This is a genomic window from Providencia sp. PROV_01 (assembly GCF_053098325.1).
Genome location: NZ_JBRFKD010000001.1, coordinates 39,879 through 62,034, shown reverse-complemented (window position 1 = coordinate 62,034; position 22,156 = coordinate 39,879). Strand labels below are relative to the sequence as shown.

Below are 22,156 nucleotides of genomic sequence, written 5' to 3'. Positions count from 1 at the left end.
CACCTATGTAGTTTATTGTGTCTAAGCTAAGGGAGGGTCAACAACTCCCTTAGCACCTAAGATGCCTGAATGAGTTCAGGACGCAGATAGAACATGTTGTTTAAATTGTCACTAAAGCCAATCGGATAGCCGTCTTTCATAAAAATACTGTTGGAATCGAACGCATCACTGTGCAGCGTGATTTCTTCGTCGTATAACTCCGGTGAAATCCCCCCCTCGAACAACTCTAATAACCGTGTTAATGGCGCAATGTAATGCAATAAATCGGCTTTCTGCTCATGCGTCAGTGGGGTTGTAACCCTTCTTTCGTTAGATTCTGGAGCTGCAAGGTTTTGATGTGATGACATTTTTGAATCCTCCTTTGTATTAATGATTTCTTTCGTCGAGTTCCTCCGCTGCAAAGGCCGTACATAGCCGAGACGAGGAAGGAAGCAAGGGCGGAGACAAAATTGTTGGAAAGCGCAGCGGCAAGAATTTTGGTGGAGTTCACTTAACCCTTGCTGTATGAGGAGACGAGGCTATGTTTTAGGCCAAGCGGAGGGGCTCGATGAAAGATTAATCACACAGGTGAAGAAAATGGCAGCACCCGACTTGCAGCGAGAGAAGCGAACGGCAAGTCGCCATTAACGCTTAGCGCAGCTAAGCAGTGAGTCAGGGCGGTCCCGCAGGGAGCTGCACCCCTGCCCTTTGCGCCACGCGTTAGCGTAAAAAGGCGCAGTGGTTGACCTTTCAAGCCGGTTATCCACATTGTCCACATGAGGTGAACCAGTGAGGCCAGCCCTCAAAAGCTGGGCTCACGAAAGTGTACGGGGAACCTGCACCGATTGTGCGTCAAAGTGGATAAAGGGGGGTCGAATTAAGTTTGGCTCAATGCCTGGCTTAATTCGCAGGCCGTCACATAAAGGATAGGATGAAGAGCGAAGATAAAGGCAATATTTATTATTGTAACGGTAACGTTACAATGTCCTCATTGAGCAAAAAGGAGATATTGCCGCCATCCTCATCACAGCTTAAATGTGGTGTATTAATGATAAGGAAAACAGGCCGTTGAAATACTGAATACCTATTTTTTAAGAATGGGGAAGCAGTCTACTTTAGCTATTGTCATCGCAACAGTGCTCTCATTTCAGGAAAAAGTATTGATACGAAGGCATCATACTGCCGATCAAATTCTGTATCTTCATCGAGATAAGACATGAACCGAGTAACGGTCTCCGCCTGTTTATCTGTTGTTGGCGGTTGAAAAACTTGCCAGCCCAGCAGGAATAAACGCCTTAAAGGATGTTTACCATTTTTACCTCTGTTTAGTGCTGCGGCAAGAACGTCATAAGCTGAAGGTGATTTACTTCCTACCGCACGAGCATGTTTGAAAGACAATAAAACGGGAAGAATTCCTTTTTTATTCCAAAAATCCCAACCTAAACATGGTGAAAAATCTTCATCCCAGTAGGGGTAACGAGTTAAAGAGAAAATGGTCGCAAATACTGTTTCATGCATATGCTCCGGAGAGCCTGAATCGTAATAGTTCAAAGCGATATCAAGAAAATTATCCAGTGCATCACTCCAGTTAAGCTCGAAATTAAAACCTTTTTTTTCAAGCTCAGTTTGCCTTATTCGTTCCCAGACTCCATGAGCACGTAATTGCGCTTCAACTAACTTCTGTTCTGTTTGAGTATAAACTCCCCCTCGTACTTTATTGATACCGTATTTAAGCATAAGCAAAACAGTAGCTTCATTCTCCATTTTTTCTGCATCACAGGCATATTTAGTTCCAGTATTGATCGTATGAATCAATCGAAGAGGTGTATTTAATCGGGTCCATTCTGCCCCCTTACCATTAAAGTGTTCATCCATTCTCTTTTTTATATTAGAGGTTAATCCGACGTAGTAGCATTCATTTGAAAGTTCAAGGATATACAAGTAGATATCAATTGGGCTTTGGGCATTAAACCAGTATCGAGTTTTAGATTTATCATGAGTTTCATCAATAACCTCTCCAGTACCTAATTTAATAAACTCTTCCGCTGCTTCATCAGAAATGACCTTACCAACTACCCGTTGCTTCCATCCGCTAATGGGCGGCCACTTTTCTCCCAGTAACTCAATCTGCCGCCGTTTATGGGAGCCTCTTTTAGTTGCACCGGCCATTAAGAATTCCATCGTGATAATCATCCGCATCCTCATAATGATGAATGTTTTAGTCAACTTAGTGAATTGTTGTATAGCGGTCAACTTATCCAATCGCTATTTTTATAAGCTTGAGATATTTATAACGTCTCTATTTGGCACTCTACGGATATTGGAACTTAACTGTGACGGTATAGTAATGATAAATCAAACACAAACAGATTTAATCTAGTACATAATATGAAGCTCTGGTCATGAACCTCTAACGATAAGAATTCACAAAATCAGTGGATAACTTCTTAATCGGATGTGGATAGTTAGAACAAGTAAATGATATCGGAAGAAAATAGTCCATTGATTAATAATTAGTCACTGAACAATTAGCAGCGAACGCGAGGAATATCAGATAATCGAGTTGTCCAACGCGGCGAAAGAAATTGCTGTTTCATTTTCCATAAAGCGGATTGCGATTGTATTCCCTGGCCTGCAAACCAGATAGCGCCTTTTCCATGATTTATTTGGTCAATTGTCCGCATTAACTCGCCACTTTTACGAAAACGATGGCCACTCTCAAATAAATTCAGTTGCACTTGTCCAGAAGGGGAAAATTCACTGAGTAATATACCACTTTTACTGTATTTCACATTGGGGAGCCAAAGTCGGTCAAATAAAGTCACGGCCGCTTGAATAATCTCGCGCGTATCTTGTGTGGGATAAACCAAGGCTTGGGTTTCTTGTCGATAATAGTGCGGCTCATGATGAGAAAAATGGCTACTCTGTACCCACAATGTCACTAACCGACAATATTGTTTTTCTTCGCGCAATTTTTCTGCTGCACGTTCAGCAAAGGCACACACCGATTGGCGAACTAACTCGTAGTCCATGACTTTATGGCCAAACGAACGAGAGCAAATAATTTGTTGCTTGGCGGGCGCAATTTCTTCCAACTGAAGACACGATTCCCCGTTGAGCTCCCGCACCGTTCGCTCTAAAACCACGGAATACAGTTTACGTGCCTGGGACGTTGGTAGCCGACTTAAATCCAAGGCTGTTTCAATCCCACTTTGATTTAAGCGTTTTGCCAGTTTACGGCCGATTCCCCAAACTTCCCCTACTGGCACGAGTGCCATGAGTTTTTTTTGACGATTGGGTGAACTTAAATCGACGACGCCGCCTGTTTTTTTCCATGTTTTGGCGGCGTGATTTGCGAGTTTAGCTAGCGTTTTGGTACTGGAAATCCCCACTCCTACAGGCAAGTGAGCACACCGGAATACATCCTCTTTTAATTTATGGCCAAGCTCATGCCAGGAATACAACGCACCCATGCCTGTCAGGTTACAAAAACATTCATCAATACTGTAAACCTCAATTTGAGGCACAATTTGAGCGACTACCGCCATAAACCGGTTACTGAAATCGGCATAAAGCGGGTAATTCGAAGAAAAAACAACCACTTGCTTTTGTTTGATAATCGACTTTATTTCAAAATAAGGGGCTCCCATACGGATATAGGGTTTTGCTTCAGCTGAACGCGCAATGACGCACCCATCGTTATTCGAAAGGCAAATAATTGGCTTTCCTTTTAAATCAGGCCTAAAGACAGATTCACAGGCGGTGTACATGGAATTAACATCGATGAGCGCAAACATGTCTTTCACCGACAGGTATGCACGGCATAACGAACGACACCGAAGATTTTCACTTCCGTATCGTCATTGATGGGGATAGATGGAAATTGACTGTTAGCAGGAATAAGCGCTTTAGTCGGTGTGATTTGCAGGTACTTGCAGGTGAATTCGCCATCGTATTCAGCAACGACAATTTCCCCATGACGGGCAGTAAGGTGACTTTCAACGACTAATAAGTCACCGTCAAAAATCCCCGCATCCTTCATCGAATCCCCTGAAGCACGAAGAAAATAGGTACTTTCAGGATAGCGAATAAGTTCTGCATCAAGCGACAAACGACGCTCGATGTGATCTTGAGCGGGGCTGGGAAACCCGCAAGCAATTTGACTTTCAAAAATAGGGATTTGCATAGGCTACCAAACACTGTATAAATAAACAGTATTAATATACTGCATATTTTCACACTACACAAATCTCCCGAATACTTTTTTTACACTAGTTTTGACAACTTGTTTTTCACTTTCGCTAAAGGCTGATCCGCTTTTATCTCTGTGATACTGCTGTCTTCTTTCAACGTTGAACTAACGCCAATCGCTTTGATGACAGCCTGAATTTCAGCCTGTGACGGTTTCCAACCCGTTGTTTGGGAAATTAACATCACAAGCTGTTCTGCCGTCAATGTCTCATTAAAGAGTGTGGCCAACAAAGCAGGCAATCGAGTATCGAGATGTTGTAATGCCGCACCACAGATAAATGCATGACGGAAAAATTCCCCCCTAGCTGAACGAGGTATAGACTCAATCACTTCTAAAGCCTGTTTGTCCGCTGGGTTTTCGGGGTGAAGATATAATGTAAATTTTTTCCGGTCATGACTCATCGAGTTAATCCTCTTTAAAATAGGCAATGGCTTCAACTAAAGCCGTTTGGGGCGAGTCTAACAGTGTAATTTTATCATCAATCAGGTGCCATGCTTTTCTGATCGCTGGTTCAATCAAAGATGCACCGCCTCCAACCAGATAAATACGATTCACATTTTTAAACTGGCTAAGTTCATCGACAACACGCTCTCCTAATTGTTTTATTGCAGACTCAATAGTTTCCAATACTAACGGAATTTTTGACTCATCATTCACAATTTGGTGTACAAACTGGTCATTATGGCGTTGTTTTATTAATTCATCAGCAACCAGCGCACTCGTATCACTGGAGGCCATCTTTAATGCACTCAGCGCAGCTTGAGTGACCATTGAGACACCAATTTCAGAGTTACCATGAATGGCACTCACACCATCAAACTGACCAACAATCACGCCCACATCCAGTGTTGTTCCGCCTAAATCAATCACCAGTGACTTTTCAAACTCCCCCACATTATCATTAACTAATTGAGTTAACACGGCAGGTAAAGATTCAGGCATCACCTCGACGCTTTTAATCGTAAAGGTTATTCCTTTATTTAATTTTACGGGGCGTAGAACATTTTCAATCTTGCGCTGAATATTTAATTCATTCTTTTGACAATCTGCCGTATAGAACTCACTGATGGGTAAAGTGACAACCAAATCGACATCTTGAGGTTCAAGCTCACTACTTAAAAGTGCATGGTGGATAGCAAGGACATTCGTATCTGTATACTGATACTCAATATGAGTCGTTCTAATTGCCTGCTCACTGACCTCGTCATAAGTGAACTTTTGACCATCCAATTCATAGTTAAAAGTCCCCTTTCCACCTAATCCTTCAATTTTCCACCCTTTTTTAAATGAATTCGTTGATAATTTAGTTTGAAGTGCCTGATTATCAAACCATGCCAGCTTCACATTTGTAGAGCCATCGTCGCAATATAATTTCATACACCCTCACATATTACTCAAATTGAGTAATAAACATAATTAACCAATACTCAATTTGAGAATTAATAATAACTAACTATGGAATACAACTCATATTGAGTATCTTATAACAAATTAAACCATTAATCTAGCAGCAATCAAACTGCAATCTAACATATATATAGCTTATATCTTGCAGCTAGTTTGCAGCAAGATACATGTGATAAAATTATTGCAGCTAGTTTGCTGCAATAACCTCTAATAACCTTTCTTTTCCTTGTAAGCGTTAAGCGCTTCTTCTAATACCTCAACAAGTAACAATCCTTCTCGTTCAGCTATTTCGCGAATTTCTTTGTCGAACTCAATAGTTACACGAGTAGCAAAAGCAAGTGTTCGATTCGTTTTGCGTGCCGATCGTCCATCTTTTCTAATATAATGATTATCAGCAACAGTATTCTTATTTGATATTGACTGAGATTCTTGTGGTAATGGAGCAATCTCAGGAGCAGATAAACCTGGAGCTGTTTCCTCTGAAGATGGAGGAGTTCCCAGCCTCGATTTCCCTCGTTTTAGTTTAGAAACATCAACCATATTATTCTCCTATCTTATTAATTAAGGATTGAATCAATTCATCTGCACGTGTATTAAGTCCTTTGTATCTAGTTTCTGAAATAGTTAGCCCTGCATTTTGAGCCTGTCTATATGCAGGTTTTTCCAAAAGACAACCATTAAGAACTTCATAGCCTGCATCCTTGATATATTCTCTTGCATCATTTTCCTCTGCATCAGTTCCGATTCTACTCAATGAAAAGATCAACTTTGAACGAGGAATACCATCTTTGAGCAACCCATTAAATACTTTAACCGCCGGGATTAAATCGTCTAGTGATGCTCCTGTCGGCTGAACAACCAGATCGGCAACTTTTGCGATTTCTAATGTCCCTTTACTAGCTCGAGCTGGTCCATCAATGATTAATAAGTCATATGCCTCTGTAGTTGATAATGCTTGAGCAGCAGTAGAAAAAACCTCGACAGAAGCTGCGGGTGGCAATCCTGCTGCTAAACGCCTTCTATGCCAATCAGCAGAAGTTGCTTGCTCTGTATCTAAATCTGCCAGTTTGGTTTTCAATCCTCCCATTGTTGCTTCACGAGCTAAAGCCCTCGCTTCAGTACTTTTCCCTACACCACCTTTTTGAGAAATAAACGCTACTATCCACGCCATATAACCTCCGCAGTATTTTTAATACATAATAGATAGATAGCTGCAATCTTGCAACTATCTAAAAGAAAGCTAACTTATTACATTCATTATAGACAACTACAGGATAGTTGAATGCTAAAAGATAGATAGCTGCAATCTTGCAGCCACCTAAAAGAAAGCTAACTTATTACATTTATTATAGACAACTACAAGATAGTTGCATGCTGAAAGATATCTAGCTGCAAGATAGAAGTTATGTTTAATAGAAGCTATTAGTTAAATTCTAATATTTGAGTTGTATTTATTATGTCTCATTTGAGTATAGTTAAATGATATGAATGAGGTTAATATCTATTTATATATCATTTAAGCTATAACCAATGCTAAAATGATACCTTATCTTTTATATAATCTTAATGATACAAACTAAGGAAAGATGGAATGAACAAACTGAATCCAATTACTGAAGCAGTGAAACGAGATGATGTTGACACTCTTATTGATGTGTTGCTGTCAGCTATGGACATTGATGTTAATGCAGATGATAGAGCCGCATTCAAAACTATTATTACTAATCTTCCTGAAAACGCCACATTGTTAACCTTGGTAAACACAATCAAGTCAATCGATGCAAAGGAATTAGGGCTGAGCAACACGACTTATGATGCAATTAAGCCGTTGTTAGTGGCACTATCTCACAAGGGTAAACATATTAAGGATGATTACGGACACTATTTCTCAACTAGTCATTAGGGGGTTTAATACATGATATTTGGGTATGTTCGAGTAAGTACAAAAGAACAGAATATAAAACGCCAAACAGATGCGCTTGTTGGATGTGATAAGATTTTCATCGATAGAGTGTCAGGTAAATCCGCTGACCGTCCAGAACTCAACGCCATGAAACAACAATTACGTGATGGTGACACAGTTAGAGTAAAATCAGTTGATAGATTAGCCAGAAACACTCAAGACCTATTAGCCCTTTTATCTGAAATAACGGAGCAGGGCGTAAAGGTTGAATTTATTGATAATCAAATAGGATTTGATAATAACCCAACCAGTAAATTCATGATCACACTTCTAGGTGCTGTAGCTGAACTAGAGCGTTCATTTATACGCCAACGCCAAAGTGAAGGGATAACTATTGCCAAGCAAAAAGGGCGGTATAAAGGCCGTCCAATTTCTGACAACGCACTAAAAGCAAAAAAATTAATAACAGAAAAATTATCAGGTAAACTATCGTTAACAGATACTGAAATTATGCAACTATCGGGTATTAAACACGCTCAATTTTACCGTCTTAAAAAGACTATAAAGAAAAACATCTGAACATAAAATCAATGGGTAACAATAAATAATACTGCTAAAAGTATTGATTATATTATAAATGTATTCATGAGAAAAACTTCCGTAGAGGGCTGGTAACTTAGCATAAGAGGTCATTCAAATTTTCAACAGTGCACACGCTTTCATAACTAGAGTGGTCCCAATCCGATGAATACTAACTTCAAAAGCCAGATTATTCCTGGCATTTATCAAGTTTATCTACACGCTTTTAGTGACTTTTTCAAAATATTCTATTAATAATTCTTTATTTAAAAAATATAATTCAAGAATAATGAGCAACAAATAATTCCCTTTATGTTTATAGAAAAAAGGAATTTTGGAGTTGTCAATTTTGAACGTTTTTATTTTATCTTTGCTGCCTTTTTTTTGGTAATTATTTTCTTTTGAGTCATATTCAGCGGAATCATATAAAATATACTCATGATCTAAATGCTCAATGAAGTATTCTTCACAATCTTGATTATATTCATATTTTAAATGAATAACTTGAGTTACAACACAGCCGTCATCCAATAGGTTATAATCATCTCTTAATTCTTCAAATGTAATTTCTTGCTTTTCTTTGTTATGTGTGACTATTAATTTATCATTATAATTTATCCCATAAAAGCAAGATAAAGAAGGTAGCATTTTTAGAGACGCACCAAGAGGAGCTCCTCGCTCTATAGACTCCAATCCGAATCCAACGTTAATGATGCTCATTGGTTTCAATGCTAAGTTTTTTATATAACCGCAGTCGATTAATTCTTTAAAAACATTTAATAACTTTAGGTTTGTATTAATTAGCAATTTCTTTTTTATTCGATTATCATACAGAGCACTAAATGGTCCATGATTTTCTATGCTAGTAAATTCATTAATAGATAATAAGTTATATCGAGCAAACTGTACGTCAACTAGCTTTAACCTTACACCGTTACTTTCATATTCCTGTAAAATTGAATCAATATCAACACTTATTTCAGTTAAGTCGTTTGATTTGTTTATATTGAATTGTTCTATAACATTATTTAAAATATGATAATACTTATAGTTATGTTTGTACAGTTTGATTTGATCATCAGAAATATTTACATTTGAATTAGGAGGGTAGTAATATCGTTTTTCTATAATTTCAAATAAATCAATTTTGTTTTTAATTGATTTTATTTTTTGCAAGTTATACGTTGAACTATCAACATTTTCACGTTCATATTTTAATCCAAATTCATAAGAACTACCATAACTAGGTTTCAATTTTATTTTTTGTCCATGTTCAATAATAAAGCTTAGACTAATAATATTTTTGTGCCTTAATAGGCAATCACAATTATTATAAATTTTAATATCTTCTATAGTGAATGAATAATCTTTAATTTTATCAATAGATTTAGCATGTTTTATTACCTCTTGATTTTCATAGGATAATAGGACGTAGGCAAAAAAATCACTATTCGATAAATGTCTTTCTATAAAAGCAATTGCATACTTGAAGGTTTCTGAATTTGATTCGAAGGCACAATAAACAGCACCTAAAAAACATAATGTTTCTTCTTTCGCAACTTCGTAATCCGAATCTAATTTCTTAATTATACTTTCTAGTTCAATTCGCCACATAAGATAACCTTTGAGTTTTTAGTCTAATTTATTGAAGAGTATAATCTTTATAACTTTCAAGCTAAAGAATTGTTTATACCACTCATTAGTTCGTCTGTTGTTTATCTGTTCTGCACAACAAAATTAGGATACTTTTCTGAGGTGTTTTTAGCTTTGGTGACGGAATTTTCTGCAATTCTAGCGTGGAGCCTGGGTTGGCGGCCATTTCATCGAAAAATCCTACTATGCAGGGGTTCTGGTGTGCCCCCTAGAGCCTTTTAGTTAATTCCCCCTAAAAGAATCAGTGATGATCGGTCAGAGTAATTCGCTGATTTTTTAACCATACTCTCACGTCGTAAATTCTGCTCCCGATTGCACATTTGCCGTTAATAACGGGTAAAACGCAATTTTTTGACTTGCAGTGCGCAGCTGAATAAGGCCAACACGCCCACATTTAGTGGTAATCACGTTAAAATACCCCAATATGCAGCCAAAATAGGGAATTGCACACTCTAGCGGTAAAACGCAAATTGACTAAAATCCTCCACACCCCCGAAAAAAATCGACCGCACAGAAAGCCTGCTACGATGAAAAAAGAGCATAGGTAAAGCAATCGGCTGGCTAAAAGAAAAAATCACGTAAAATGGCGTAGAAGGAGAATTTGGCAGAGGGCAAAAAAGTGACACTTTGGAGGACGTGTCACTCAATAGGGAAAACCGTGCTTTAGAAAAAAGCGATAAATCAATTCGTTTACTGGGACTTCCGAGGCGTTAAGAGAGTTAAGCAACGGTCGAGGATAACGGGATTATTGAGGATCAGGATTTTGAGTTGATTGCGCGTGCGCGTCATGTTTTGGAATAACATTTTTTCGGCATTATAATAAGAGGTTACCCGATAAGTTAAGTCACCGATGATGTTATAATGAAAATAGTCATCAATAATGACGGCGACATTATCAAACTCTTGTCCAATAACACGGTGAGAAACATAGTTTGTTCTATCTAAATATCGGGCATGATAATTTTGCTCTCTTACATCGGCTGTAAGTTGTAAAACTTCCCATCCCGACTGTTTTAAATACTGCATTGCTGATTTAACATCATTAATAAAGGCATAATATTCAAAACTTATATTCCCACAATTTAATATAGGATCATTTTTCCTGTTATTAAATATCCCTCGAATAAAAGTAGCGACTTCTTTATTTGTCCTGATTTTATTTGTTAATTGAAAAGTTTGAATATTTCGTAAAAGCTCTATTTTACCCGCAGTATTATTACGAGCTTCTGAATTATCTAATGTTTGTAATTTATCAAATGAAAAAATGCACCTACAGTTAGATGCTAATATTTTTTGAATAAACGTGTCAAATTGATGAGAACGCATTCGTTGAACTTCATCGATGATGATAACATCATACTCATTGACATCAATGTTACCAATTATTCTTATCGGTAGAATATTCCACCCTCGTGCGTTTAGACTATCTTGCCCTAGATTCAAATTCCCGCAATGAATGATCAATATTCGTTTACCTGCAGACTTCAAATCATTTGCAATATCATAAACTAACAGAGTTTTTCCTGTACCAGCACTACCAATAACCGCCGTAAAATGATTCGCTGAAGAAGCATTAACTCTGGCAACCACATCCCGTTTGATATTACTTTGTTGCCCTGTTAAAAAATACTGTCCGTCTAAAAATTTATCCGTTGAGTTAAAAGGTGAAACTAAATAATTCGAAGGATTAAATAATGAATTTATATTTTTAATCTCACTCAAGATTTGACCTAATAATATTCCTTGCAGAAATTTAAAATCGACTACATTTAGGTTATCATCTTTTAGAAAATATAACGAATCTGTCGATAACTCATAGGTGAAATTAAAAATTTTTTCATTGAGAAATTTCAAGTAGTAGCGATTTTGGATTAATTGTTTTTTTATTTTTTCTTCGGTACATTCGCGTTTTAGTTCTATATTGACAATATAATTGTCACCAATTCGGAGTAAATCAAACTCTTTACTGATTTGAGGGATTTTGTAACCGACAAAAAAATGATTAAATATTCTTTTATCAACGCATTCATAACCTAACTTTTTGACAAAGTTTTTTAATACTTCGACTTCATCCGGTTTAATCTCGATACCATAATATTGATAATAACGCGTAAAATAGGCTTCACTTAATGTATTTGCCGCTTGTGTGAGTGAGATTAAATTAATATCTTTCATTTGGGTTTCCTTACACCGTATAAAATGGTTATTTGGATGATTATACGCCATCTTCCCTAAATGAATAAGGTAGAAATGTCGATCTAAATTCTTCACTTTACAATCTCAAATAAACTTGTTAAAAGTGACAAAATGACACTTTTAACACTATAAATAATACATATGACTGGATTTGAATTGAAATTGTGGCGACGAGGAATGAATTGGGATCAGGAACGCGCGGCTGAAGAACTGGGGGTGAGCGTGCGAAGCTATAAACGTTATGAGAAAGCGCAAAACATCGCTAAACTCATTGAGCTAGCGACGTTTGCGTTAAGCACAAAAAATGACAAAGGAATAGGGTGAAGCTACTGCAAGGAAATCAGCTCTTCGCGGCTTAAGCCGGTACTCTCAATGATAAGGTCAAGGCTAACCCCATTTTTAAGTAAGTTACGCGCCATATCCAGTTGACGCTGATGTGCAAGCAGTCGTTCTTCTTCACGTCCTTTCTCAATACCTTGCTCTAGTCCTTGCTCTAGTCCTTTTTCCCAACCGATTTTCTCGCCTTTATCTTGTAAGCGTTGTGCGATATTCACGATAACCTCCTGATGCCTATCTGCCTGTTCACTCAATTGCTGGACAATATGTTCAAAGTTGGGGGAGTCCAGTGCAATGAACAGATAATTGAGGATAGTGACGATGTCGTTATCATTATTATACTGTTGATTGAGCGCTTGTGCCAATAGCGGGATAATTGTGTCAAATTCATCCCGCAAATATTTGTGCTTCATCGCCAGCTCCATCACGGCCACTTTGCGATGATTAACTAGTTCGTTATCGTCAATCACCGTTACATCAACCAACGGGAACGGCTGGGTATATAATTCATTAGCCATATCCGGTAACGGAAAGCAATCGGTCCACAATTGAGAATAGGGGTAGGGTGAACGACCACCGTGATAAAACAGTACCGGCACGACTAACGGTAACGTTTTATGCCCTTGCTGAAGATGTTGGTTCATGGCTAAGAAAGCATAGTGCATGAGTCTCCAGGCCATGAGTTTATCGGGCGTAGACTGGTGCTCGACGAGAAGATAGATATACCCTTCACCTTCGGTGGTTTGCACCGAATAGAGCACATCGGATAATCGAGATCGCAGCTGTTTATCGATAAACGAGGAATTTGTCAGAGCCAATGTGCTGAAATCACACAACGCTTTGATGTGCTCAGGCAGATGAATGTCAAAAAAGTCCTTTGCGCTGTCAATCTGCGTCATAAACCCTTTAAAAGCCGCATCATGTGCCGTCGGCGTGTGCTTAGGTTTCATTATTCGGTTACTCACTCCTCACGAAAGAATGTGCATCATAACGCGGAATTAATTTCCTGTCTGTTTTTCGGCTTTCAATGTTCACGTTAAGCCTAATTTACATTTTCTCCCACATATTCAATGAATTTAATCACACAATTTCAATGAATTAGTTAGCTCACGGACGATAAGTAAAAAATTTCATTCGTTTTAGTCCAAGTCAACATGTCAATCAAATCACGTAAAATGTTCGCCTTATTGGGGTGTTTTGACTTAAAGAACGGTTTGTCCGTCGACCACTCTAAAACTCTTATAATCCAAAAAGTTAAGGCGAAATTTTTATTTCTTACCGTGACGCGAATTTTATTTAACTAATTGAATTTTAGTAACTTTAATTTTTTTCAAAATTCATAGTTTAAAGGGGATTATTGTATAGCTATTAACGACCGTTAAATGATTATCACTTTGTCTAAGCAATATAGCCTATAAAACATACTCAAAATGTTATGTTTTACGTGGGATTTCTGGTTAAAAGTTAACACCATATAAAGTATCAGCTCAATACAGGCTATTTTTACCTGAAATATCTATTAATTTAATGAAAACATTAAAACTAATAATTCTTTTATATTCAAGTAGTTATAAGACTAAAATAAAATCAAAGAAAGATAACTGATAATGTAACATACTGTTTTTGAATATAAAAATTAGAAAAATCAGACAAACCGTTCTTTAAGTCAAAATACCCCGTTATGGGCCAATCAGGTTGCTTTGAGAAAAAACAGTTGTTGATTTTGCCCCTCTTGATAAAGCAACGTATAGATGTTGTGCATTCATGTTATCAGCGTTAAGAATTAGTGAATGATCACACTCTAGCCCTTTCAGTAGCAGTGTCGATCCAATTGCGCGGCGAGATATTCGTCGATCGCCATGTAGCCTGAGTTGCTCACGAATTGATGAAGCGGCGTCCAATATGGTCTGGTCAGGCATAGAGCTTGAAAGTGAAATAGTGTCTTTCAGCGCTGAAAATGCAGCCTTGCGATAAACTTTAGCTCCTTGTTTAGACTCTAATTGCAGCAAAGCCGTCAGAATATTATTGCGAGAGCTATTCTGGAGAACATTGAGGAGAGCAGTCTCCAGTGAAGTGATAGGTATTCGACTTCTCCCTGCTTGAATAGTGCGTAATCTTTGTAGGGTCTGTGGCCTTTGCACATTGGTCATCATCTCACCCGAGTAGGTAAGAATGGCATCAACCAAATCTATGCCTTGCGCACTATCAAAAGAGCGAGCAGCATTAGCTACATCGTCGAGTTGCACTGGCTCAACGACATCAATATTCCTACTACTTTGAGCATATTTATGCCTAGATCTTGCATTTATTGAATCACCGATTACGAGCAAAGATTCATTTTGAGCTCTATTAAAAATATCATATTGAGCAGCTTGTTGAGCTTGTAAGTCAGTGCTTGCAACACCGGACAATGGCTTGTGGTGAACATAACCAGGGCATGTCGAAAGATCTATTTTATTACCTTGGATCAATATATTTCGGCAATCGAGTACCCACTGTCCAAGACCATGGGAACCAGCATTATTCCACCTCCATGGTACTGTTAATTCATGTATTTGAGGAAACCTTGCTTGAACCTCTGTGTTCCAGTCAGGCATCCTTCCTGCGAAGTTAAATATACACTGCATCGGATCGCCGAAAACTGTCGTCGGAATTAATGACGATAGCTCTGTTACTACCTGATGTTGCACCAAGTTACAGTCTTGGTACTCATCAACAAGTAGTCGTGAATATGATGCTCTTAGAATGTCGTTTACGTTCCCATTTTGGAGTAACGCAAGAACACTTCTTCTTAACTCTGGATAGAATGCCTTTGGATTTTCAGGAGAGGTTTGTATAGGACATGAAACAGGAAAGTTTTTTGCTAATTTCAAAGCCCAACCATCTATTGTTGTAACAAAGAAGTTCTTTGTTGGGACAGATAATTTTTTCAACCTTAGTTTTAGAGCGGCTACACCTGCCGTCGTATGAGTTAAGACAAGATATGGCTTGTTTGGTTTTATCACCAGAGTATCAGTGATCAACTGGGTTTTACCGCACCCTGCCGGAGCCACTATAGAGCCAACATCATTATCGAAAATTGCTTCTATGCTCATTATCAATCACCTTGCTCTATAGCCCATCGAAACAGTTGGTTAGTCGTAGTTGTGAGAGCTTCTGAAAATTGAGCATAATTGGGAGCAATCACATTCCGTGCAAACGTTTCTGCTGGTTCGATATCTTTGAACCATGACTTTTTTTTTGCAGCTTTGGCTAAAATCGCTCGATAACTCTCTTGAAAGTGATTTAGACAAACATCAAGCGTTATTTGGTTTTGTGAGTGAGCAATAATATGGTCTTCGATTGCTGCTTGGCCTTTTCGCTGAATTGCAATAGCCAGTAATTGAGGAATCACCTGAGCCGGACAAGCCATAAAAAGCACATCTTCAGTTGCAGAATTATTACCCCACTCATAGATAGCGATGCCTTTACTCGCAGCCAGTTGAGAAGGTCCTACATGTTCCTGAGCTTTGTCTGAGTCTTTAAATATGGCGGTGGGATAACCTAATTGAGCAAAAATTTCCGCTCTTACGAACATGCTATCTCCACCGCCATCGGCACAATGGACACCACGTGCGTTAATACTACGGTAATTCGTGCTTTGATTGTGAAGATCAATTCCTCGAACATATCCAATTTCTGTTTTACCTTCACAAACGATTACAGCTTTACTGAAGAATGATTCAGCGCAAGCACGCAAAGTCGATTGTTGCTCATCGGTTCCTTCAAGGCTATGAAGTTTATGAGATTCTTGGGTATTACCAAAAACTTGAGTAGCTAAAGATACTTTTCTTAATACATTTAATTGTTGAGCCTGTAGCTCTCGGAGAACATATGGTGAATGTGTAGTAATGAACACCTGCTGAGTTGGCTGTGTATCTTTGGAACCTAACTCATTTAGCAAACGAGTTATTCTATATGGTTCTAGCCCATATTCTGCTTCATCAACTAAAATAATGTTTGATTTGCTTGCAGCCTTTTGTAACCCACTAATAAGCAATCTAGATGAGCCAGTGCCTAGTTGACGTAAAGGGGTATTGTCATCATTGTGAAGGCTTATAGCGCCGTTTGAAAGGGATACTCCATTGACATCTAATAGCGCTTTAAGTTTACCGACTGGTACTCCCAATCCATTTGCGATTTTTTGTACTTTTAATAGAACATCATTAACACCATCAACTTGCTGATCTGCGAAGTGTTGTCTAGTTTGTCTTCCTAATTCTGCAAGTGTTGCTGAAACATCGAGGGTATCTTCTGAGAGTTTATTGAGGATAGAGCTGTTACCCCAAGCGAGGTGTTGATATGTAGTAGTTCCAAGTCTAGCTGGGCTTAGTAACTCTTTATGCTTCCATTGCAGACGCTTCTCTAAACCTTCACTTTCTGCTCTTTCTGAGTACAAGCGCCAGTCTGGGTATAAATCCTGATCAACTATTAGTTTAATGGTAAGAACTGTTTCATCACCCGGTTGTGGTTCATCGTGTATTTCAAGTGATGTGTGGTTAAAACCACGAAGAAAAAAGCCGTATTTGTCAATATTCATGAGCTCACCATCTAGGCAACCGATAGTGACTGTTATCACGATAGGCTCTTGAGTATTTAGACCATGAAAATCAGCATCAGTAAAATTATAACTTCGTCTCGCTCCGAGCGCTAAGTCTATAGCATCTAGAATTGTGGATTTTCCCGTGTCACCTGGGCCAATTATACAGTTAAGCCCTGGTTTTGGATGCCACTTAAACTCTTTTATGCTTCTAAAATTCTGTATTGTTATTGCTCTTATTACTGACATCTTTTAGCCTCTTAAAAATGGGAACGCATTTTTCTTTACCACTGTAGTTTTTAAACTTGTTGGAACTAGAGTTGATATCAATTTGTATATAACATAACCTTAACGTAGGATATTTTCTGTTTTCCAAGCGGGCCCCAATTAGTGGAACTAAAAACTCGGAAATCCTAACATCATATCTATCAAAATTTAGAATTTTAGCGCTTTCAATCGTTTTGCAGCCGCTATAAATTCTTTAGACTGTTTTTCATCTACGACAACAGGCACAAATCTGCGCTTATATAATTGCATCAATAGAAGAGTTCTGTGACGGCCATCAAAAACACCAAACTCATCATTTAACCCTTCTGGATAAGTCACATTCCCTTGGGCTATGTAAGTTTTAATTCTGTGCCAACGGCGAGGGTCTATACAAAAAGCACCTTTCCCAAGGTTTTTTAAAAAAAGAAGCCCGTCTACTTCTATTATTATTGGTTTTTTCTGATGTTGAAGAGGAAGTTTAGCTATATGTTCAGGCTTGAGTAGCGATGGTAATTCGAAATTAATTTCCTCAAAAGGTGGGTATGAAAAATTAGACATATCTTGAGGAATTTCTTCAAATGAATTGAATTGAAATTTTGTCATATATGTATCTAAACGTTCAATATCCATTTTAGAAAACCAATTAATATCTGGAGAAAAATTTTTTTCTCGCCCTCTAATCATTTTGATTTTTTCACCAAAACAGTCGTTTAAGCTTATGTTGATTTTTCTCATGGAGTATATCCTTTTTTAGCTTAAATTTCGAACAACTGAGTCTCATAGGGACTAAAGCCTAACTATACACAAACTGTGCGTTAAGTGTATTTTTGAGAAAAACTCTGCAAATCCATACCCTACAGTAAGAACAACAACGTATAGTGTGGCAAATTTTCATCGAACTGACCGCAAAGATGGTGTTGTTTGAAGACTTCGCTAAATTGTTTTTTATCACCCAGCACCCAAAACGCCACCGAGTCTATCTGTTTTCCTTCATCACTGAATCCAGTGGTTAAAGCAGAGGCAGTCACATAGAAGGTGGGAATTGCAGTGACTATCGGCTTTTTCATTATCAGTTTTTGCCAGCGGTCTTCACTGAGTACCACACTGTCCCAGCCCAAATCTTTAAGCAGCTCGGTCGCGTAGGTTAAACGAAACAAATCACTTTGACTGGCCATATCACAACAACACGAACGCCACAGATATTCTAACCGTGATTTTAATTTTGAGGTCATTAGCCGTTGTTGGCCAAGGTGAATGAGCCATTCAAAATCATGAACGACACAACGATGAAACCGTTTTTGTTTCAGGGCCGTTTGTAGCCAGCGAAGCAGAAAAAGGGGTCGTCTCAGAAAACGGAAAATAAAGCACGCTAAGCCGGTGGCAGCGGTCGCAATGGCCTAAACTTCCCCGCACCGACCTTGGCGCTGCTGCGCCATAGGTAATCGCCGGTCAGGTTGATGTGCTCCCACCCCAGCGGCGACAGATATTGCAACAATGTGTCGTCCAGCGCCGTGCCGTTGCCACGCAAAGCACTGGTGGCACGCTCCAGATATACCGTGTTCCACAACACGATGGCCGCCGTCACCAGATTGAGGCCGCTGGCCCGGTAGCGCTGCTGCTCAAAACTGCGGTCGCGGATTTCACCCAATCGGTAGAAGAAGACCGCCCTGGCCAGCGCGTTGCGCGCCTCGCCCTTATTCAGCCCCGCATGGACGCGGCGGCGCAGCTCCACGCTTTGCAGCCAATCCAAAATGAACAGCGTGCGCTCGATGCGCCCCAGCTCGCGCAACGCCACGGCCAAGCCGTTCTGGCGCGGGTAGCTGCCGAGTTTGCGCAGCATCAGCGAAGCCGTTACCGTGCCTTGCTTGATGGAGGTGGCCAGCCGCAGAATTTCATCCCAATGGGCGCGTATTTGCTTGATGTTCAGCCTGTCGCTGCTAATCATCGGCTTGAGCGCGTCATAGGCGGCATCGCCCTTGGGGATGAATAGCTTGGTTTCGCCCAAGTCACGGATACGCGGCGCGAAGCGAAATCCCAGCAAATGCATCAAGCCAAACACGTGATCGGTGAAGCCTGCCGTGTCGGTGTAGTGTTCCTCGATGCGCAAGTCCGACTCGTGGTACAGCAGGCCATCAAGCACGTAAGTTGAATCACGAATGCCCACGTTGACCACCTTGGCACTGAAGGGCGCGTACTGGTCGGAGATATGGGTGTAGAAAGTCCGTCCTGGACTGCTTCCATACTTCGGGTTGATATGACCAGTGCTTTCTGCTTTGCTGCCGGTTCTGAAGTTCTGGCCGTCCGACGATGACGTGGTGCCGTCACCCCAGTTGCCGGCGAAGGGTTGCCGAAACTGCGCATTCACCAGCTCGGCCAGCGCCGTCGAATAGGTTTCATCGCGGATGTGCCAGGCTTGCAGCCAAGACAGCTTGGCGTAGGTGGTGCCAGGGCAGGACTCGGCCATTTTGGTCAGACCCAGGTTGATCGCGTCGGCCAGGATCGTCGTCAACAGCAAGGTTTTGTCCTTGGCCGTGTCGCTGGTCTTCAGGTGTGTGAAGTGGCGGGTGAAGCCCGTCCATTCATCGACCTCCATCAGCAACTCGGTGATTTTGAGGTGCGGCAGCAGCATAGCTGTCTGGTCGATCATGGCTTGCGCGGCGTCTGGTACTGCCGCGTCCAGCGGCGTGATCTTCAGGCCTGACGCGGTGGTGATGATGGCATCCGGTAAGTCGTTGGCCGCAGCCATGCGGTTGACTGTGGCGAGTTGCGCCTCCAACAATTCCAACCGGTCATGCAGGTATTGGTCGCAGTCGGTGGCCACTGCCAGCGGCAATTCGCTGGCCAGCTTCAAAGTGGCGAACTTCTCGACCGGCACCAGGTATTCGTCGAAGTCCTTGAACTGGCGAGAACCCTGCACCCAGACATCACCGGAGCGCAGCGCGTTCTTCAGCTCCGACAGGGCGCATAACTCGTAGTAACGCCGGTCGATGCCGTCGTCGGTCAGAACCAGCTTTGCCCAGCGCGGCTTGATGAATGCGGTTGGCGCATCGGCGGGCACCTTGCGCGCGCTGTCGCTGTTCATGCCGCGCAGCATGTCGATGGCATCGAGCACACCCTTGGCGGCGGGCGCAGCCCGCAATTTGAGCACGCCCAGGAACTGCGGCGCGTAGCGGCGTAGCGTGGCATAGCTTTCACCGATGTGGTGCAGGAAATCAAAGTCGGCAGGCCGCGCCAATGTTTGCGCTTCGGTGACGCTGGCGGCGAAGGTGTCCCAGGGCATAACGGCCTCGATGGCGGCGAACGGATCGCTGCCGCTTTGCTTGGCCTCAATCAACGCTTGACCGATGCGCCCATACATCCGCACCTTGTCGTTGATCGCCTTGCCGGAAGCCTGGAACTGCTGCTGATGCTTGTTCTTGGCCGCGTTGAACAGCTTGCCGATGATGCGATCGTGAAGGTCGATGATTTCATCGGTGACGGTGGCCATGCCTTCGATGGCCAGCGCTACCAGCGTGGCATAGCGTCGTTGCACCTCGAACTTTGCCAGATCAGCAGGCGTCATCTGGCCACCTTCACGAGCGATTTTGAGCAGGCGGTTCTGGTGAACCTGCCGCTCGATGCCTGCGGGCAGATCAAGTGCTTGCCAGGATTTCAGGCGCTCAATATGTTCGAGCATGTGGCGAGAGTTCGGTTTGGCAGGCGACTGGCGCAGCCATGCCAGCCACGTCACTTTACTGCCGTCCTTGCGCTTGAGAAGTTCGTCCAGGCGCTGACGGTGGGGTGATAACAAAGAATCGGTCAGCGCCGCGTAAATGCGTCGGTTGGCACGGGTGATGGCCTCGGCGCTTGCGCGCTCGATGGCATTCATGGCGGGCAGGATAATGCTCTGCCGCCGCAGATTCTCGACAAGTGCGCTCGCCAGCACGATGCCTTTGTCGGTCTGCAAGGCCAGCTCGGTCAATGTATGCACGGCTTGCCGATAGTGGCTCATGGTGAAGGGCTTGAACCCAAAAACCGTTTGCAGCTCGACCAAGTGCTCCCGCCGTGTCTGTTCGCGCTGGCCGTACTCGCTCCAACTTTCCACTGGCATCTTGAGTTGCGCGGCCACCATGCGCAACAGGGGCGGAAACGGAGGCTCATCGACGCCCAAAAAGGTGCCAGGGAATCGCAAGTAGCAAAGCTGCACAGCGAAGCCCAATCGATTCGCGGCGCCGCGACGCTGACGGATCACCGACAGGTCGGTTTCGTTGAACGTGTAGTGCCGTATCAGTTCGTCTTTGGCATCTGGCAGTGCCAGCAGGCTTTCGCGCTCGGTGGCGGACAGGATTGAGCGGCGTGGCATGGTCAGTCTTCCCGCAGGTACTGGTACAAGGTTTCGCGGCTGATGCCGAAGTCACGGGCCACCAAGGTTTTTTGGTCGCCTGCCGCAACTCGCCGTTTCAACTCGGCAATTTGTTCGCTGTTCAGCGATTTCTTTCGTCCCCGGTAGGCACCGCGCTGCTTGGCCAGCACGATTCCCTCGCGCTGACGTTCGCGGATCAGGGCGCGCTCGAACTCAGCGAAGGCTCCCATGACCGACAGCATCAGATTGGCCATCGGTGAGTCCTCGCCGGTGAACTTCAGCCCTTCTTTGACGAACTCCATGCGCACGCCCCGTTGTGTCAGCCCTTGGACGATGCGGCGCAGGTCATCAAGGTTGCGTGCCAGCCTGTCCATGCTATGCACCACCACGGTGTCGCCCTCGCGGACGAAGGCCAGCAGCCTTTCCAGCTCGGGACGCTGGGTGTCCTTGCCAGAAGCCTTGTCGGTGAACACCCGCGCCACCTGAACACCCTCCAATTGCCGTTCCGGGTTCTGGTCGAAGCTGCTGACGCGGACATAGCCGATGCGTTGACCTTGCAAGATGCCTCCAAAGGCAAAAGTGTCAGGATGAAATCTATTACCTTTGACGGAATATGTCAATCAATAGGAAATTTAACTCTATTCTGACATCGTTTGCACATGG

21 protein-coding genes are annotated in these 22,156 nt (G+C 41.8%); 3 read left to right on the top strand and 18 right to left on the bottom strand.

Features of this window, described 5'->3' with window-relative positions; genetic code table 11:
* Positions 1–56 precede the first annotated feature (56 nt).
* The 9 genes from ACU696_RS00320 to ACU696_RS00280 all read right to left on the bottom strand — a co-directional run bounded on the left by ACU696_RS00320 (position 57) and on the right by ACU696_RS00280 (position 6,809).
* Entirely contained in the window at positions 57–347 is a 291-nt protein-coding gene (locus ACU696_RS00320) for a hypothetical protein (protein ID WP_226693742.1), read from the bottom strand.
* A gap of 212 nt (positions 348–559) precedes the next feature.
* On the bottom strand, positions 560–757 hold the full coding sequence (locus tag ACU696_RS00315) for a hypothetical protein (protein WP_447343006.1): 198 nt from the start codon (positions 755–757) through the stop codon (positions 560–562).
* A 347-nt stretch (positions 758–1,104) separates the two neighbouring features.
* Positions 1,105–2,148 carry a GIY-YIG nuclease family protein gene (locus tag ACU696_RS00310; protein WP_210850866.1) on the bottom strand — a complete coding sequence of 348 codons (1,044 nt, stop codon included), beginning with the start codon at positions 2,146–2,148 and terminating at the stop codon, positions 1,105–1,107.
* 359 nt (positions 2,149–2,507) lie between these two features.
* Positions 2,508–3,776, bottom strand: coding sequence for a translesion error-prone DNA polymerase V subunit UmuC (gene umuC, locus ACU696_RS00305; RefSeq protein ID WP_210850865.1), 1,269 nt, complete (start codon positions 3,774–3,776; stop codon positions 2,508–2,510).
* A 5-nt stretch (positions 3,777–3,781) separates the two neighbouring features.
* On the bottom strand, positions 3,782–4,165 hold the full coding sequence (gene umuD / locus ACU696_RS00300; protein WP_447343005.1) for a translesion error-prone DNA polymerase V autoproteolytic subunit: 384 nt from the start codon (positions 4,163–4,165) through the stop codon (positions 3,782–3,784).
* Between the two features lie 80 nt (positions 4,166–4,245).
* Positions 4,246–4,632: a plasmid partitioning/stability family protein gene (locus tag ACU696_RS00295; RefSeq protein ID WP_109912988.1), complete on the bottom strand. Its 387-nt coding sequence runs from the start codon at positions 4,630–4,632 to the stop codon at positions 4,246–4,248.
* A gap of 4 nt (positions 4,633–4,636) precedes the next feature.
* Positions 4,637–5,608: a plasmid segregation protein ParM domain-containing protein gene (gene parM / locus ACU696_RS00290; RefSeq protein ID WP_109912989.1), complete on the bottom strand. Its 972-nt coding sequence runs from the start codon at positions 5,606–5,608 to the stop codon at positions 4,637–4,639.
* A 237-nt stretch (positions 5,609–5,845) separates the two neighbouring features.
* Positions 5,846–6,178: a hypothetical protein gene (locus ACU696_RS00285; RefSeq protein ID WP_070928826.1), complete on the bottom strand. Its 333-nt coding sequence runs from the start codon at positions 6,176–6,178 to the stop codon at positions 5,846–5,848.
* Position 6,179: 1 nt separating this feature from the next.
* Positions 6,180–6,809 (bottom strand): ParA family protein, encoded by a 630-nt coding sequence (locus tag ACU696_RS00280; RefSeq protein ID WP_006663415.1) that lies wholly within the window; start codon positions 6,807–6,809, stop codon positions 6,180–6,182.
* A gap of 420 nt (positions 6,810–7,229) precedes the next feature.
* Between ACU696_RS00280 and ACU696_RS00275 the strand changes: the two genes are divergently transcribed.
* Positions 7,230–7,541 (top strand): hypothetical protein, encoded by a 312-nt coding sequence (locus ACU696_RS00275; protein WP_322958049.1) that lies wholly within the window; start codon positions 7,230–7,232, stop codon positions 7,539–7,541.
* A 12-nt stretch (positions 7,542–7,553) separates the two neighbouring features.
* Positions 7,554–8,120 carry a recombinase family protein gene (locus tag ACU696_RS00270; RefSeq protein ID WP_447343004.1) on the top strand — a complete coding sequence of 189 codons (567 nt, stop codon included), beginning with the start codon at positions 7,554–7,556 and terminating at the stop codon, positions 8,118–8,120.
* Positions 8,121–8,336: 216 nt separating this feature from the next.
* On the opposite strand, the gene ACU696_RS00265 is transcribed toward ACU696_RS00270, so the two are convergent.
* Positions 8,337–9,734 (bottom strand): hypothetical protein, encoded by a 1,398-nt coding sequence (locus ACU696_RS00265; protein WP_322958051.1) that lies wholly within the window; start codon positions 9,732–9,734, stop codon positions 8,337–8,339.
* A gap of 729 nt (positions 9,735–10,463) precedes the next feature.
* Entirely contained in the window at positions 10,464–11,948 is a 1,485-nt protein-coding gene (locus ACU696_RS00260) for an ATP-binding protein (RefSeq protein WP_447343003.1), read from the bottom strand.
* Between the two features lie 162 nt (positions 11,949–12,110).
* Between ACU696_RS00260 and ACU696_RS00255 the strand changes: the two genes are divergently transcribed.
* The gene (locus ACU696_RS00255; protein WP_222961142.1) at positions 12,111–12,293 is read left to right on the top strand and encodes a helix-turn-helix domain-containing protein; all 183 of its coding nucleotides are present in this window, start codon (positions 12,111–12,113) and stop codon (positions 12,291–12,293) included.
* Positions 12,294–12,295: 2 nt separating this feature from the next.
* Here ACU696_RS00255 and ACU696_RS00250 read toward each other — a convergent pair whose 3' ends face one another.
* From ACU696_RS00250 to ACU696_RS00220, 7 genes are all read right to left on the bottom strand, one after another.
* A complete protein-coding gene (locus ACU696_RS00250; RefSeq protein ID WP_094962748.1) occupies positions 12,296–13,255 on the bottom strand; it encodes an Rpn family recombination-promoting nuclease/putative transposase in 960 nt (319 codons plus the stop codon).
* 729 nt (positions 13,256–13,984) lie between these two features.
* On the bottom strand, positions 13,985–15,400 hold the full coding sequence (locus ACU696_RS00245) for a UvrD-helicase domain-containing protein (protein WP_094962749.1): 1,416 nt from the start codon (positions 15,398–15,400) through the stop codon (positions 13,985–13,987).
* Positions 15,401–15,402: 2 nt separating this feature from the next.
* A complete protein-coding gene (locus tag ACU696_RS00240; protein ID WP_447343002.1) occupies positions 15,403–17,133 on the bottom strand; it encodes an ATP-dependent nuclease in 1,731 nt (576 codons plus the stop codon).
* A gap of 186 nt (positions 17,134–17,319) precedes the next feature.
* Positions 17,320–17,886, bottom strand: coding sequence for a hypothetical protein (locus ACU696_RS00235; protein WP_447343001.1), 567 nt, complete (start codon positions 17,884–17,886; stop codon positions 17,320–17,322).
* 119 nt (positions 17,887–18,005) lie between these two features.
* The gene (locus ACU696_RS00230; RefSeq protein ID WP_447343018.1) at positions 18,006–18,482 is read right to left on the bottom strand and encodes a DUF2913 family protein; all 477 of its coding nucleotides are present in this window, start codon (positions 18,480–18,482) and stop codon (positions 18,006–18,008) included.
* A gap of 38 nt (positions 18,483–18,520) precedes the next feature.
* The gene (locus ACU696_RS00225) at positions 18,521–21,493 is read right to left on the bottom strand and encodes a Tn3 family transposase (RefSeq protein ID WP_001138073.1); all 2,973 of its coding nucleotides are present in this window, start codon (positions 21,491–21,493) and stop codon (positions 18,521–18,523) included.
* Positions 21,494–21,495: 2 nt separating this feature from the next.
* Entirely contained in the window at positions 21,496–22,053 is a 558-nt protein-coding gene (locus ACU696_RS00220; RefSeq protein ID WP_001162012.1) for a recombinase family protein, read from the bottom strand.
* Positions 22,054–22,156: the final 103 nt, after the last annotated feature.

Coding starts and splice junctions, on each gene's coding strand:
- ACU696_RS00265 (WP_322958051.1), bottom strand. CDS start 9,734: ATGTGGCGAATTGAACTAGAAAGTATAATTAAGAAATTAGATTCGGAT.
- umuD (WP_447343005.1), bottom strand. CDS start 4,165: ATGCAAATCCCTATTTTTGAAAGTCAAATTGCTTGCGGGTTTCCCAGC.
- parM (WP_109912989.1), bottom strand. CDS start 5,608: ATGAAATTATATTGCGACGATGGCTCTACAAATGTGAAGCTGGCATGG.
- ACU696_RS00275 (WP_322958049.1), top strand. CDS start 7,230: ATGAACAAACTGAATCCAATTACTGAAGCAGTGAAACGAGATGATGTT.
- ACU696_RS00225 (WP_001138073.1), bottom strand. CDS start 21,493: ATGCCACGCCGCTCAATCCTGTCCGCCACCGAGCGCGAAAGCCTGCTG.
- ACU696_RS00260 (WP_447343003.1), bottom strand. CDS start 11,948: ATGAAAGATATTAATTTAATCTCACTCACACAAGCGGCAAATACATTA.
- ACU696_RS00315 (WP_447343006.1), bottom strand. CDS start 757: ATGTGGACAATGTGGATAACCGGCTTGAAAGGTCAACCACTGCGCCTT.
- ACU696_RS00295 (WP_109912988.1), bottom strand. CDS start 4,632: ATGAGTCATGACCGGAAAAAATTTACATTATATCTTCACCCCGAAAAC.
- ACU696_RS00285 (WP_070928826.1), bottom strand. CDS start 6,178: ATGGTTGATGTTTCTAAACTAAAACGAGGGAAATCGAGGCTGGGAACT.
- umuC (WP_210850865.1), bottom strand. CDS start 3,776: ATGTTTGCGCTCATCGATGTTAATTCCATGTACACCGCCTGTGAATCT.
- ACU696_RS00240 (WP_447343002.1), bottom strand. CDS start 17,133: ATGTCAGTAATAAGAGCAATAACAATACAGAATTTTAGAAGCATAAAA.
- ACU696_RS00320 (WP_226693742.1), bottom strand. CDS start 347: ATGTCATCACATCAAAACCTTGCAGCTCCAGAATCTAACGAAAGAAGG.
- ACU696_RS00270 (WP_447343004.1), top strand. CDS start 7,554: ATGATATTTGGGTATGTTCGAGTAAGTACAAAAGAACAGAATATAAAA.
- ACU696_RS00310 (WP_210850866.1), bottom strand. CDS start 2,148: ATGGCCGGTGCAACTAAAAGAGGCTCCCATAAACGGCGGCAGATTGAG.
- ACU696_RS00235 (WP_447343001.1), bottom strand. CDS start 17,886: ATGAGAAAAATCAACATAAGCTTAAACGACTGTTTTGGTGAAAAAATC.
- ACU696_RS00245 (WP_094962749.1), bottom strand. CDS start 15,400: ATGAGCATAGAAGCAATTTTCGATAATGATGTTGGCTCTATAGTGGCT.
- ACU696_RS00255 (WP_222961142.1), top strand. CDS start 12,111: ATGACTGGATTTGAATTGAAATTGTGGCGACGAGGAATGAATTGGGAT.
- ACU696_RS00250 (WP_094962748.1), bottom strand. CDS start 13,255: ATGAAACCTAAGCACACGCCGACGGCACATGATGCGGCTTTTAAAGGG.
- ACU696_RS00280 (WP_006663415.1), bottom strand. CDS start 6,809: ATGGCGTGGATAGTAGCGTTTATTTCTCAAAAAGGTGGTGTAGGGAAA.